At 50.4% G+C, this 14,103-nt stretch carries 13 protein-coding genes; 8 read left to right on the top strand and 5 right to left on the bottom strand.

What is annotated here, in order from left to right; translation table 11 throughout:
* The first annotated feature begins 598 nt into the window (after positions 1-598).
* The 5 genes from ACNRUY_RS23120 to ACNRUY_RS23100 all read left to right on the top strand — a co-directional run bounded on the left by ACNRUY_RS23120 (position 599) and on the right by ACNRUY_RS23100 (position 6,856).
* Positions 599-3,217: a hypothetical protein gene (locus tag ACNRUY_RS23120; RefSeq protein ID WP_488114026.1), complete on the top strand. Its 2,619-nt coding sequence runs from the start codon at positions 599-601 to the stop codon at positions 3,215-3,217.
* The gene (locus ACNRUY_RS23115) at positions 3,210-3,848 is read left to right on the top strand and encodes a hypothetical protein (protein ID WP_488114025.1); all 639 of its coding nucleotides are present in this window, start codon (positions 3,210-3,212) and stop codon (positions 3,846-3,848) included. Before ACNRUY_RS23120 ends, ACNRUY_RS23115 begins: the two co-directional genes overlap by 8 nt.
* On the top strand, positions 3,845-4,951 hold the full coding sequence (locus ACNRUY_RS23110; RefSeq protein ID WP_488114024.1) for a hypothetical protein: 1,107 nt from the start codon (positions 3,845-3,847) through the stop codon (positions 4,949-4,951). The genes ACNRUY_RS23115 and ACNRUY_RS23110 overlap by 4 nt, the downstream gene beginning before the upstream one ends.
* Before the next feature lie 85 nt (positions 4,952-5,036).
* Positions 5,037-5,549, top strand: coding sequence for a hypothetical protein (locus ACNRUY_RS23105; protein WP_488114023.1), 513 nt, complete (start codon positions 5,037-5,039; stop codon positions 5,547-5,549).
* Positions 5,550-5,638: 89 nt separating this feature from the next.
* On the top strand, positions 5,639-6,856 hold the full coding sequence (locus ACNRUY_RS23100; protein ID WP_488114022.1) for a hypothetical protein: 1,218 nt from the start codon (positions 5,639-5,641) through the stop codon (positions 6,854-6,856).
* A 23-nt stretch (positions 6,857-6,879) separates the two neighbouring features.
* Here the strand turns inward: ACNRUY_RS23100 and ACNRUY_RS23095 are convergent, their stop codons facing one another.
* From ACNRUY_RS23095 to pheS, 4 genes are all read right to left on the bottom strand, one after another.
* Positions 6,880-7,233: a MerR family transcriptional regulator gene (locus tag ACNRUY_RS23095; protein ID WP_488114021.1), complete on the bottom strand. Its 354-nt coding sequence runs from the start codon at positions 7,231-7,233 to the stop codon at positions 6,880-6,882.
* The gene (ihfA, locus tag ACNRUY_RS23090; RefSeq protein WP_488114027.1) at positions 7,214-7,525 is read right to left on the bottom strand and encodes an integration host factor subunit alpha; all 312 of its coding nucleotides are present in this window, start codon (positions 7,523-7,525) and stop codon (positions 7,214-7,216) included. Before ihfA ends, ACNRUY_RS23095 begins: the two co-directional genes overlap by 20 nt.
* An 89-nt stretch (positions 7,526-7,614) precedes the next feature.
* On the bottom strand, positions 7,615-9,993 hold the full coding sequence (gene pheT / locus ACNRUY_RS23085) for a phenylalanine--tRNA ligase subunit beta (RefSeq protein WP_488114020.1): 2,379 nt from the start codon (positions 9,991-9,993) through the stop codon (positions 7,615-7,617).
* Positions 9,994-10,050: 57 nt separating this feature from the next.
* The gene (gene pheS, locus ACNRUY_RS23080) at positions 10,051-11,079 is read right to left on the bottom strand and encodes a phenylalanine--tRNA ligase subunit alpha (RefSeq protein ID WP_488114019.1); all 1,029 of its coding nucleotides are present in this window, start codon (positions 11,077-11,079) and stop codon (positions 10,051-10,053) included.
* Positions 11,080-11,458: 379 nt separating this feature from the next.
* Between pheS and thiS the strand changes: the two genes are divergently transcribed.
* The 3 genes from thiS to thiH all read left to right on the top strand — a co-directional run bounded on the left by thiS (position 11,459) and on the right by thiH (position 13,763).
* The gene (thiS, locus tag ACNRUY_RS23075; protein WP_488114018.1) at positions 11,459-11,659 is read left to right on the top strand and encodes a sulfur carrier protein ThiS; all 201 of its coding nucleotides are present in this window, start codon (positions 11,459-11,461) and stop codon (positions 11,657-11,659) included.
* Positions 11,660-11,853: 194 nt separating this feature from the next.
* Entirely contained in the window at positions 11,854-12,639 is a 786-nt protein-coding gene (locus ACNRUY_RS23070; protein ID WP_488114017.1) for a thiazole synthase, read from the top strand.
* A complete protein-coding gene (gene thiH / locus ACNRUY_RS23065) occupies positions 12,639-13,763 on the top strand; it encodes a 2-iminoacetate synthase ThiH (RefSeq protein WP_488114016.1) in 1,125 nt (374 codons plus the stop codon). Before ACNRUY_RS23070 ends, thiH begins: the two co-directional genes overlap by 1 nt.
* A 190-nt stretch (positions 13,764-13,953) precedes the next feature.
* On the opposite strand, the gene ACNRUY_RS23060 is transcribed toward thiH, so the two are convergent.
* Positions 13,954-14,100 carry an integrase core domain-containing protein gene (locus ACNRUY_RS23060; RefSeq protein ID WP_488110674.1) on the bottom strand — a complete coding sequence of 49 codons (147 nt, stop codon included), beginning with the start codon at positions 14,098-14,100 and terminating at the stop codon, positions 13,954-13,956.
* Positions 14,101-14,103: the final 3 nt, after the last annotated feature.

The raw sequence follows: 14,103 nt of genomic DNA, 5'->3' as shown, positions 1-14,103 counted from the left end.
ACCTGAGCTTTGAATTCAGGTGCATGACGCTTCCTTTTTCTGACTGTCATTTTCCCCTCCTTGAAAGGGCATCATACAGTCGAAAAACTTAACTTAGCCAGTGGTCCAGTTTTTGGGGTCCACTATATATCGCACTTAAAGTCAATTCAGCAGGAACCGGCCTGATCACCAAAAACCTGACACTTAACTTCCATTCATCAGATGATAAAGACGTTGAGGTAACGCTTCGCAGTACACCAAAGCTGACCGCCCGGGAGGGTAGCTCCATTCCATTGGTCTTCAAGATTGGAAAGACAGGTAGCCTGGTTGACCTAACACAAAATGTTAAAACCACCCTGAGCAAAACTGACCTCTATAACAAAAATGAAAGTACGATAACCGGATTCAAGGACATCATTCTTTCCATCAGTACTCCTGAGTCAAGTACCAAGCTTGTTGGTGGTACTTATGAAGGACAGTTTGAATTTGATTTTTCTATTGCGCCCTGATTAAAAATCATAAGTACCTAATCCTATAAGTACTCTTAATAGCCGCACTAATTCTCCACCAGGAACAATTAGTGCTGCTATTCCTGATTCACTAACAGGATATGTGAAGTATGATTGATACCGGCGCATACGCACAATGTTTTGAATATAACACCACTACTCAGTTTGCAGAGTGCATAGCACAGATTGAAAAAAAGCCTGTATCATCCATTAACGCATTTATAACGCAACATTTTCCCGGCCTGATCATTGATGGTGAATCTTTTGATAAGACTATTCTTGAGGATTACAAAAAAAAACATGATATAAAAAACAACAGAACCGACACTCGAGAAACCCACAATGGCACAGTCAATGATAAAGTCTCAGTACATGCACCGGATTGGTTCAGGGTCAGTGAATTTGAATTTGAGCCCTATTATGTCGTAGTGAACAATAACAATGGCTTTCTGGCCAATGTCAAAATCAAAAACAACACCATAACCTTTGAGGAACAACTTTCGCATGAGGCGTTCTCTGGCCTGCTCAGCAAAAGCGACCTTTTAAAGTTGAACGAAAAGCTGATGGCCGGTGTTGAGCTAAACACCAGTGTAAAATTACCCCATTCTTCCTTTGGGGTCGCCCTTACAGAAGGACAAATCAGCCTGTCAGTCATCCATTTCGGAGCAGACAAAGAATACACCTACGGGTTAACCAGGGGGCTGACTCACTGGCATTATGCCTCACTTGACCGAAATGATGAGAAAACGTCACTGACCGTTCGCGCCCGGGATAACTATAAAAGCCGGTATGGCATGCTGTTTTTTGAATACGACCTCAATACTTCACGGAACAAGCCTTTTGATACCAGGCAATTGACTTATGCTCTTAAGCCGGTAAAAGGCATTCAGCTTGCCTTGAGTCACCTTGAAAACTACAGCTACAACGACCCTTCAGGCACATTTCAAAGCCCTGACCTCCTGAAATACGGTGCTTTTCAGGGGCTTGAGGTCTACAACTTCAGCCTTTTTGATCATGAATATAGAATCAGCAGTTCCGGGAACACCATACAGATCTACTCAAGGGACTACTCCATAGCCACCCTTTATGCCAATGGCCGAAAAATAGTCAAGACCCAGCTATCGCCCGGGTTCAATCAAATTGATGACCGGCTTCTGGATTCTGGAATCAACCTGATAGAGGTTAACCGGCAATACAACGACGGTTCTACGGATAAAGAGGTCATACAGTACTTTAAGAAAAGCGCCTTCAGGCCTTCAGAAAAGGCCTTTTTTGCCAAAGCCATGGTTGGCAGAACCCTAATGCGCCATAAGTATCACCCCTACTTCGGCATCAGGACCAATTGGATTCGCTCCTGGGGCAGCCTGGGGCTGGATGCTTCCTATATCTATGACCTGAACATGTCTGGCCAGGAGTTGTCCTATGCCTATGACGGAAACAACTGGGGAGTGGATCTTTTTGCCGCATTTACCAGCAGACAGGATACCGGATACGGTGCAGCCTTTAATGTTGAACTTCTGGACAGAATGAGCTTATCCAGCTCTTTTTACTCCGTTAATACCCATGAGAAACAATGGCATCAGGATTTATCCCGACAACAAAACACTAAAAATGCCGTTCCTGAAGTCAGTTTGTTTTCCAGAAAGACCAGCCGGAATTTGACCGCCAGCATTGCTTATACATTTCCAATGAATATTCGTGGAGTGTATTCCTTTAGTGATCATTATTTTCTCCGGCCCTCTGATGGCTATCAAACGAATCGCTTTTCCCTGAGCAAGTCAACATCCATTCTGAAAAAAATATTCCTGAGCCTTAACGCCAGCCTCGAGCGTAAGCACTACAGTGGGGGTGGGGGTGAGCGTAAGAATGCCAGCAGTTATTATATCGGTCTAAATCTGTCGTATAATTTTGGACGCAGCTCTGTCTCTTCAGGGGCATCTTTTAGCGAAAACCAGAGCGACTCTCGAAATGCCAGACAATACTCTGGCAACCTTGGATTCAGTACCAACGCATCCAATTACCACTTAACAGGAAGGGTCTATGCCAACAACTCGGAAGAACATACCCGATACAGCTCTTCTCTGTTTGGCTCAATCAAAACTCCTTACGGAAGAATATCTTCAACTGCCAGCTTCAGTGAGAAGCTCGCTGTCAATATAGACCATGAGTACATGGCTGCGGTTAATGACAAAAGTTACAGCCTGCGGTCCCAAAACTCAATAAAATCCATGACTGGGGTTATTTTCGATTTGCGTAACATCCCAGCCGGCAGTCAGGCAGTTATTGGTTTGAATGGCAGCCGCCATTATATTGAATCCAAAGTTGAGACAGGAAAAACAGTATTTGTTCCCATCAACCCAGGAAAGTACCGACTTCGAATTGATGGCGATGACCTCTCCTCTACGGGCATTACCTCTGTATTCCTGAAGGAACAAGAGCTGAACCTGTTTATGGGTGATATTAAAACAGTGAGTTTTGATTTTATGAAACCCATCGTTGTTAACTACCTATATAACGGGACCATGAAAGAATTTACAGCAGAAGGGTGCCGCCTCACTGACAGAATTGATTTTAATTTTGAAATGATGTGCAACACTGACCAGGTCATCAAAGACCAGATGATCACTCTTGTTGAAGCGAGCTCTGGTATACAGCACCATTGCGACTTTGATCTGAAAGACAACTATTCCAATATGTATTACAGCCTAGGGAGACTGCATTGTGAATAAGTTACTGCCCTGTTTGATGACTTGGTTCTTATCCACCAGTGCCATGGCCATTTCCGTAACCCCCATGAGCATTTACGATACCGCTGACCAGGTAATGAAAAGGCCTGTCAAGGTCACCAATGCTGAAAAGTTTACGGAATACGTATCCGTGGCTATCCATGAAATCATTAACCCTGCCACAAAGGCCGAAAAAGAGTTACCGGTGGATAATAGCGATGGGCTTGTGTTCACTGCCTTCCCCAAACGATTCAGCCTTCTTCCAGGGGCCACAAAACAGGTAAGGCTACTGATTGGCGAGAACAAGAACATAAAAAAGGAAAAACTCTATCGCGTCCGCTTTATACCCTCTGCTGAATTCAATACCGGTGTTACCATCAAAGTATCTTATGGCATGCTGGTAAGAGTTTTGCCTGAGAACCCCGTTTACCAGTACCAAAACATCCGACTGCCCAATCACCCGAAGACCATCAGCAACACGGGAAATATCAGAATTTCGGTGGAGAGCAGCTGCAAAGCTGATGAGAAAAAAACATTCCGGGTGTATCCGGACCAGTCTTTCACACTGCCAGAGCCGTGCAAATTCTCCGATTACAAGCTATACGATGACGCCGGGGAGCTGCTGGCATCATGATGATACGCACCCTGATCTTCTCAATGCTTCTGCTGATCAGCAATCTGTCCAGTGCCGCTGCCACCAGGGGCGACGTCCTGTATGTAACATACAGTAACAATGTCATCGATCCGGATGAAGCCGGGAGGCAGCGTGTAGCCCAGTGGACTCCCGAGTCAATATACTGCTTGCAAGAGGACAACGACGGTTATTGTAGCGGTTATGGCCATGGTGGGGCCGGAATGTTTAACACGCAGGTGCCGACAAGAGTTATCAGTAATTTTGATGCAACAGCGCCTCAATGGGCGAACCCTTATGGGAGACATATATTGCACATCCCGATTGTTAATCAGGATACCGGCAACCTGTACACCGTTGAACTTGCCTGTAATATCTCGAATGGCGCTCGCTGGTATTCCTGTAATTCCGGCGTATCCTCAAGTGCGAATAGCAGACGACAACTTATTTTCGATTTGGTCAGAGACAGCTTTAAGAATGTTCCGGACGGTTACTACGTTGCTTCCAATATCACCATGACGGCTCAAACCTGGCACCATCACCAGTTGGTGTTTATCGCTGATTTGACCTTAAACATCACCGTAACCAGGCATAATGGAGGCCAGCCATTACAGTCCACCACTTTGCATGCCATTCAGGGCAATCAGCTCCCGGTCTTTTTTCACAGTACCGGCGTGGACACCCAGTATGGTGAAGGAACAATAGACTTTTGCCTTGAAACAGATGACTACAGCTCCCTTGATTTTTTTATTGTGAGCGATGCACCCTATATCTCGGAAAACTCATTATCAAGGGATTTTTCTAAATTCCAGTTAACCAACACCGCCAGCTCCACAGAAAAGTCCAGGCGGGTAATCGAGTATGTCATCGAGTCACAGACACTGGGCTTGACCGGGGCGGGCAACTGCAGTGCCAGCAATACCCGATTCTGCCAGGGGAGAACGAAAACACTGAACATCAATCACCTGCCACTGTCCCCAGCCCCAAATGGCGGAACATGCAAACGATTTGATATTCAGATAAAGACCGATGTGTTCAACAAGAATGAAAAGATACCCGGCAATTACAGCAGCAACTTTTATATCAATGTCGATAAACAGACTTAACCGGCATCACCGCAGCTGGCTTCACCAAAAACAACCGTGGATAAGGGGTACTTATGTACCAAAATAACACTGTCAGGCACAGCTCATGAAAACATATACCCTGAGGTCCTTCATCTTCATTTTCACAGCATACCTGTGTTTTGAAGCCCAGGCTGCCACCCAGCGGGTTACGGTCAATGCCTTTCTTGATAGAAGCCTTGACGTGATCAACACCTCCGGTGCATGGGATGCCCCGATCAACCTCAAGGTGAACTCAAACCATACAGGCCTGGAAACCAGAAATATTGTCCTGAATTTCAAGTCAAACATTTACAGGGATGTTGAAGTGACTCTTTTAACTCCATCAAACCTGACCGACTATGAAAAAGGCCTATCAATACCCGTCAAATTCAATATTGGAACTAAGGAGAGCCTGCAAGCACTCAGGTACAACAGCCCTGTAACATTGACCCGGGAAATGCTTTACCAAGTGAGCGACGATATCATCAGCGACTCCAACGACATAATTCTTTCTGTTGGCACAGACAGTTCAAGCACGCCCCTGATGAGTGGCAACTATCGGGGCTCCTGTGTTTTCGATTTTTCCATCAAGCCCTAGGGGCTGTTGAACTTATGTATAAAGTTATGCCAGTCCCGGCCAATAGCACATAGGAAAGGAACTGAATCAGCACACCGGAGGGCAGAAAAATGGGGCCTGTAGACCAGCCACCAATCCAGTCGAAAGGCCAACACCCACCACAACCCAGGAAAAGTCAGGCTAAGGTCTTTGCCCTTAAGCTCTGTAGAGCGGTATTCAGCTTTGGAGGACGAATTCCCCGGGTATACAGCTATTTTTCAGGAAAAATAGGGGAGCAACCCTTCGGGCAACCCATCAACACCCGACAGATCACCCCTTCCCCAGAGATCACAACGCCAGTTGAGCCTGAAACGCCAGACAATACAGAAGCCTCCACTGGGCAGGTTAAAGAAACAGAGAGTGAAGAGAGTAAAGAGCACGACCTGAAGGCCATCCTCCCTCTTCTCAAAGGAATAAAATCTGGAACGGTTCAGCAAGCCCATGTGGAAGACTGCTCCCTGGATCTTTTTACCGACTTCGGAAGCATGTGTCTGCTCCATTTTCTGGAAAAATACCAGCCAGACACTTACTCAAAGGTGATAGGACAAATTCGAGACAGCTTGAACAATAGCCCCTTTCCAATGCCAGATGAGAGCCTGTTCAAAGAGCTGGAAAAGCAGGCAGGCTTATCAGAAACCAGCCAGGACACCTCAAAAAAGGGAGCTGAAGGCAGTGAAGGTCAACCTGTCATTAATGATGATCATGAAGAGATATACAGCACGGTTCAAGGCACCCAGCTTTCAAGGCTTCATGACTACCTTCAATCGATCTCAGGACAGAACTGGCAGACAATGACAGACGAGCTCCAGTTCAAGCTAAGTCTATTAAATCAGGAAAACCTGAAAGCCTTTATGAAGAATGACGCGGCTCTAAACAAGGATACAGTGGCTTTCAATGATATCCCTGATGACTTGCTGTTATTTACCAGACAACTGGCCTCTCCAGCCCATACCAACACCTCAACCAACAGCACCCACTCCTCTGCTCCGGGAACCGATGCTACTGGTGATGCTCCAATAATGTACACAGCTCAGAGAAAGCCGGTCACAGTCACCACAGGCAGCATTCTTTCAGCAGTTAAAAGCGGTCAATACCGCTCTGCTGACGAGGTAATGAAGGATATTGAAAAGCTCAAAGGGAAAGTCCAGCTCCAGAGGCTGATTATCGAATTGAAAGAGTTGCAGAGCCAGTCCGGGCACTCGATACAACCCGAAATAGACCTGAAAGCACTTATTCAAAAGGCAGAGAGCCAGCAAACAGGCCATCGCCCACCTACTCGTTCTGGATAAGCCATCAAGACAAGGGTGGCTGACTATGGAATACCATCCAGGGTATCAATCACATCCTCCAGCTCAGCAATGGTCTGGCGGATTAGTTGACGGTACTGGGACTTGTCCTGCTTTTGCACCACACCTTTGAGCTGGCTGCGGGCACCGTCAATGGTGAATCTCTGGTCGTAAAGCAGGCTGCGAATCTGGCGGATCAGAATCACATCCTGTCGCCGGTAGTATCGCCGGTTGCCCCGGCGAACCGGTGAGAGCTGCGGGAACTCCTGCTCCCAATAACGTAATACGTGGGATTTAACACCGCATAATTGACTGACCTCACCAATGGTGAAGTAGCGTTTTCCTGGAATAACGGGAAGATCAACCGTCCTGAGTTCCATGTCCTGCATAGGTTTCCACTCTTGCCTTGAGTTTCTGACCCGGCCTGAACGTCACAACTCGACGCGGGCTGATGGGAATTTCTTCCCCGGTTTTGGGGTTACGCCCCGGCCTCTGCTTTTTATCGCGCAGATCAAAATTGCCAAAACCGGACAGCTTTACCTGCTCGTTACTCTCCAGCGACAGGCGGATCTGCTCGAAAAACTGCTCAACCAGTTCCTTGGCCTCACGTTTGTTAAGACCCAGTTCCTCATTCAAGCGTTCAGCCATATCCGCTTTCGTCAGGGCTCCCATGAACAAATCCCCTTTGTTGTTGTCACCATGGCAGTCACTTACCCCAAGGTTAAGAGGGGTAGCAACAACTGCCATGGTTTTCTACTTATCTACTGCCGTAAACTGGCGTTGAACTCCTGCTCCAGACGACTGACAACCCGGTCGACCAGTGGGTTTACCTCGTCATCCTTTAGAGTGCGTGAAGGATGCTGCAAGGTCAAGCCTATGGCCAGACTCTTGTGTCCCTCTTCAACCCCTTTGCCGGAATAGACATCAAAGGTACGCAGGTCGCGCAGCAACTCTCCTGCCTCTTCCCGGATCACCTGCTCAAGATGACCGGAAGGCACTGACTGCTGGACAATAAATGCCAGATCACGACGCACTTCCGGGAATTTCGACAGCGGCTCAAAGTCCGTTACCTGGCCCTTGATCAATTCCGACAGACTGACTTCCACCAGGTAAACCGCCTCAGGCACTGCCAGGGCTTTTGCCAATGAAGGGTGGATAGCGCCCATATGACCGATCACCCGGCCATCACGACTGACCTGTGCACACTGCCCGGGATGCATGGCGGGATGGCTGCCTTTATCAAAACGGAATTCATCCGCAGCCTGACCAAGGTTGAGCAGGGCCTCAAAATCCCCTTTCAGATCAAAGAAGTCCACAGGCTCGGACTTAACCTGCCAGCCCTCAGGATAACGGTCTCCCGTGATCAGAGCAGCCAGCATCGGAGCCTGGGTCAGGGTCTCGCCTTCCTTGACAAACGTCAGGCCCGTTTCAAACAGTCGAACGCGGCTTTGCTGGCGATTCAGGTTGTAGGCAGCGGTTTTCACCAGGCCCGGCAGCAAGGTGGTGCGCATCACCGACAGGTCACTGGCAATGGGGTTCGCCAGGGCCACCGGCTCACGCTTTGGATCAAACCGCTTGTGCAGTTCCGGGTCAATAAAGCTGAAAGAAACCGCTTCCTGGTAACCCCGGGCCGTCAACACACGACGCAGGTCGGATTCCTGAACCTGAGCCTCATCCACCTGCTTCATTTTAAGCATGGCAGTGGGAATGGTCTCCGGAAGGTTGTTGTAGCCATAAATCCGGCCCAGCTCCTCCACCAGATCTTCTTCAATGGCGATGTCAAAGCGCCAGCTGGGTACAGAAACCGTCCACTGCCCTTCTCCAGTGTTTTCGAGTCCCAGCCCTAGGCGGGTCAGCAGGGCTTCAATATGGTCATGCTCAATGGCCATGCCCAGCAGGGACTCCACCTTGTCAGCCCTCAACTGAACCTGGCGCAGCTCTGGGAGATGCTCATCGCTGGCCACTTCTGAAACCGGGCCGGGCTCACCACCACAGATATCGAGAATCAGGGCGGTGGCCCGCTCAATGGCTTTCTTCTGCAGCTGGAAATCCACACCCCGTTCAAAGCGGTGGGAAGAGTCGGTGTGCAGACCGTAAGACCGGGCTTTACCGGCAATGGTAATGGGATCAAAGAAAGCACTTTCCAGGAAAATATTCCGGGTGCCGGCATTGACTCCGGAGCCCTCGCCGCCCATCACGCCGGCAATGGCAAGAGCCTTGGTTTCATCCGCAATCACCAGGGTCTGTTGGTTCAGGGTCACTTCCTGGCCGTCCAGCAGGGTCAACTTCTCTTCCGCCCTGGCCATGCGAACTACAATAGAACCGGACAGCGTGTCCAGGTCAAAGCCGTGCATGGGTTGTCCCAGCTCCAGCATGACGTAGTTGGTCACATCCACCACCGGATCAATGGAGCGAATACCTGAACGACGCAGGCGTTCTACCAGCCACAGAGGAGCCGCCCGGGAAACATCCACATTACGGATGACCCGCCCAACGTAACGGGGGCATCCAGCCCTGGCTTCAACCTTGACGGCAAAGGTGTCATCAATGGCTGGAGCCACCTCATCAACCACCTCTTCTGTCACATCGGCCAGGAAGTTGGCACTGACTTCACGGGCCAGACCGGCGATCCCCAGGCAGTCTCCCCGGTTAGGCGTCAGATCCACATCAATGATTTTGTCGTCCAGGTCCAGGTATTCCCGGATGTCCTGGCCAACAGAAGCATCCGCAGGCAACTCCATCAACCCATCAGAGGATTCGGCCATGCCCAGTTCTTCCTCGGCACAGAGCATGCCAAAAGACTCAACACCGCGAAGCTTGGCCTTCTTGATTTTAAAGTTACCCGGAAGCACTGCGCCTACCGTGGCAAAGGGCACTTTAATCCCGACACGGGCATTGGGCGCACCGCACACCACCTGAAAGGCTTCACTCCCTGTACTGACCTGGGTCACCCTGAGTTTGTCCGCATCCGGGTGCTGTTCACAGGCAACAATCTCGCCAACCACCACACCACTGAAGGCACCGGCCACGGCTTCAACACCGTCCACTTCCAGGCCGGCCATGGTGATACGATCCACCAGCTCCTGGGTGCCAGCGTCGATATTGACCCACTGGCGCAACCATTTTTCACTGAATTTCATGTTATTTACTCAATCCTGCTGTCCAATTTGAGAATGTTGATATTGATAACGGCCTGCTCAGCGGAACTGATTCAGAAACCGCAGGTCATTCTCAAAAAACTGGCGCAGGTCATTGACGCCATAGCGCAGCATGGCAAAACGCTCTACACCCATACCAAAGGCAAAGCCCGTGTATTTCTCAGGGTCAATACCGGAATAGCGGAACACTTCCGGGTGAACCATGCCGCAGCCCAGAACCTCCAGCCACTTGATGGAACCGTCTTCATTCCGGCCCCACTCAATATCCACTTCCGCAGAGGGCTCAGTGAAGGGGAAGTAAGAAGGCCGGAAACGCACCTGCAGGTCATCCCGCTCAAAGAACACCCTCAGGAAGTCACTGAGTACACTTTTCAGGTCCGCAAAACTCACCTTCTCAGCCACATAAAGGCCTTCTACCTGGTGGAACATCGGGCTGTGAGTCTGGTCGGAATCGCAGCGGTACACTTTGCCCGGACAGACGATGGCAATGGGGGGCTTCTCATTGTTTTTGACAAATCGCTCCATGGTGCGGACCTGAACCGGAGAGGTATGGGTTCTCAGCACCGTGGACTCATCAAAGTAAAAGGTGTCGTGCATGGCCCGGGCCGGATGATGGCCGGGAATATTGAGGGCCTCAAAGTTATGGTAATCGTCTTCGATCTCCGGTCCCTGTTCCACGGTAAAACCGATACGCCCGAAGTAATCGGTGATTCGTTCCATGGTCCGGGTAATGGGGTGCACGGTTCCCAGATCCTGCCCCCGGCCTGCCAGCGTGACATCAATGGCCTCACTGTCCAGTCGGGCATTCAGGGCCTGCTGCTCCATCACCGTCTTTTTCTGGTTGATGGCTTCCTGAACCTGTTGCTTGCCCTTGTTAATCAGTCCACCGGCTCTGGGCCTCTCTTCAGGAGACAGTTTGCCCAGCGCCTTGAGCAGGGAGGTCAATTCGCCCTTCTTGCCAAGAAATCGGACACGGATATCGTCCAGACCGGCGGCGTCGGTCGCGGCTTCCACAGCGCTGAGGGCGCTGGCCACGAGCGTATCAAGAGTGTTATCCAGATTCTCCATGGGGTTCCCAATGACAGATGAGCAACAAAAGAAAAACAGCTGATTTTAGCGGTTTGAACCCCCTTTGAACAGGCAAAACGGCGGCCCTGGCAAAATACTTTCCAGAGAAACACCCCTTATCCTGTTACAAACAGCTCTTATGGAAGAAATAACAGTTTGCGCCCTCTCCGAGACAAACAGGGACTCAAACAGCGCTTAATAGCAAGAAAGTGTTTAATCACCCGGTCAAACTACTCTCCCCACCAGAACGAGCAATAAATCAGCAAGAACAGAAAGCGGTTATCAACTTGACGATCAAAGCTTTGAATCCCATTGCCAAGTGCCATGGCGTTTCTTTAAAATCAGGGCCTTTGTAAAAAGGACTGACAGCTGGAACGCCATGCAGATCAAGGTCAATAATCAACCCGTCACTCTTGAAGGCGCCCTGAACCTGAAAGAGCTGCTGGAAAAGCTTAACCACCTGGAACAAGGCGTTGCCCTGGCGGTCAACCGGAAGATCATCCGCCGATCACACTGGACAAGCCACTCCCTGAACGAGGGGGACGAAATCACCTTGATCCGGGCAACAGCAGGCGGCTGAATTCTCTTATCCGGGCTCTGGCAGGCAGACCAGGCAATGGCAGAATCAGCGATAAAGCAAGGCCAGGCTTTCGTATCTATGCGCCCGGCAGCGTGTCACACGACACCCTTACGCTATCCACTTTCAATGGCTTTCCCTCCCTCGGGGAACCCGGACAAATCAAAGAATATCGACTCAGGAACCACAAGGCTGGCATGCTGAAAATTGCAGATAAAACGTTTTCTTCACGACTGTTCACAGGTACCGGAAAGTTCAGTAACAGCACCGTTATGGCCGAAGCCATCCTGGCCTCGGGCAGTGAACTGGTTACGATGGCACTGAAGCGAATTGACCTGAACGAACAACAGGACAACATCCTCGCCCCTCTTCTTAATATCAGGGAACAGCAGGAACACGACCTGCATCTACTGCCCAACACATCAGGAGCCCGGAATGCTGAAGAAGCCGTCTATGCGGCACAGCTGGCCAGAGAAGCCCTGAGCACCCATTTCCTCAAACTTGAGATCCACCCGGACCCCAAGTACCTTCTGCCCGACCCTGTGGAAACCCTCAAAGCCTGTGAGCAACTGACCCGGATGGGGTTTACCGTTCTGCCTTACGTGCATGCTGACCCGGTTCTCTGCAAACGCTTGGAAGAGGCTGGGGCCGCCGCCGTCATGCCTCTGGGCGCTCCCATTGGCAGTAACCTCGGACTGAGAACCAGAGAGTTTCTTGAGATCATCATTGAGCAGAGCTCAGTACCGGTTGTGGTGGATGCCGGCATTGGCAGCCCCTCTGATGCGGCACAGGCCATGGAAATCGGTGCCGACGCTGTTCTGGTTAACTCTGCCATCGCTGTAGCCGGCAACCCGGTAGCCATGGCCACCGCGTTCAGGGAAGCAGTCATTGCCGGACGTCGTGCATTCGAGGCAGGCCTGGGTGGCCGCTCACTGCAGGCCCAGGCCAGCAGCCCATTGACCGCATTTCTGGATGATCTCTAATGTCATTTGTTGAGCAGCTTGACGGGATAAACTGGGATGAACTGAAACTGTCCATTACCAGTAAAAACGCCTGGGATGTGGAAAGTGCACTGCAGAGTCCGCGCTTGAACCATGACCAGTTCCTGGCCCTGATCTCTCCTGCCGCCGAGCCTTATCTGGAAGCCATGGCCCGGAAAAGCATGCAACTTACCCGGCAGAGGTTCGGTAATACCCTGCAGCTTTATATTCCCCTTTACCTGTCCAATAAGTGCACCAACATCTGCACCTATTGCGGCTTCAGTCTAGGCAACAAAATCCGGCGCAAAACCCTCAACATGGATGAGCTGGACCGGGAAATCGCGGCCATCAAACAGATGGGCTTTGACCATATCCTGCTGGTCACTGGCGAAGCACCGGGAACGGTAGGGGTCGACTATATCCGCAAAGTGATGGAACGCATCCGGCCTCATTTCTCCCACATCAGTATTGAGGTTCAGCCCCTGGACCAGGCTGACTACGAAAGCCTGATGGAGGTGGGCCTGGATGCCGTGCTGGTATATCAGGAAACCTACAACCGTCCAGCCTATGAAAAGTATCACCTGCGGGGCAGCAAGATGGACTTTAACTACCGGCTTGAAACCGCTGACCGCCTGGGACGTGCTGGTATCGACAAAATCGGGGTTGGCGCCCTGATCGGACTGGAAGACTGGCGAACCGACTCTGCCCTGGTAGCTGCACACCTGGACTACCTGGAAAAAACCTACTGGCAAACCCGCTACTCCATCTCCTTTCCAAGGTTGCGCCCCTGTGAAGGCGAATTCCAGCCAGTTTCCGTAATCACTGACCGGCAACTGGTGCAGCTGATCTGCGCCTACCGCCTGTTCAAGCCCGAAGCCGAAATATCCCTGTCCACCCGTGAGTCTGCCCAGTTCCGGGACAATGTTCTACCTCTGGGCGTCACCACCATGAGCGCTTACTCCAGCACTCACCCCGGGGGTTACGCTGATGATAATATTCTCGGTAACGAAGACCTGGAGCAGTTTGCCATTGACGACAACCGCCGTCCTGAGGCGGTTGCTGAGGCCATTCGCAGAAAAGGGCTTGAACCGGTCTGGAAAGACTGGTCTCCCTGCTTCAGCCACTGAACCGGTGGCTGACCTCCCCCTGATTGACCGTTTATATCAGTGATTAATTCTTTATGAGCAAGACAACGGAGAACGATGACCTGTCAGCCTTCCTTGAAGAGATGCAGGATGTCAGCCCTCTATGGTGGACCCCATTGTCTAGACCACAAGATCCACTTTTTAAGTTATGTTCCGACTGTTGTTGAAGTCCTCAGCCAAAGTGTATTGCCTGAGGTGTTTTATAGTTCAGTGATTGATGTAGCCTTTCAGTATTGTAGAACTGGAAGTATTTTTCCAGCCCTTGGTACAGCTCGGCTACCGTTCTGAATTCGTTTAAATAGAGCCACTCATATTTCACAGA

The organism is Endozoicomonas sp. Z74, assembly GCF_057680865.1.
This window is presented reverse-complemented; position numbering and strand designations above follow the sequence as displayed.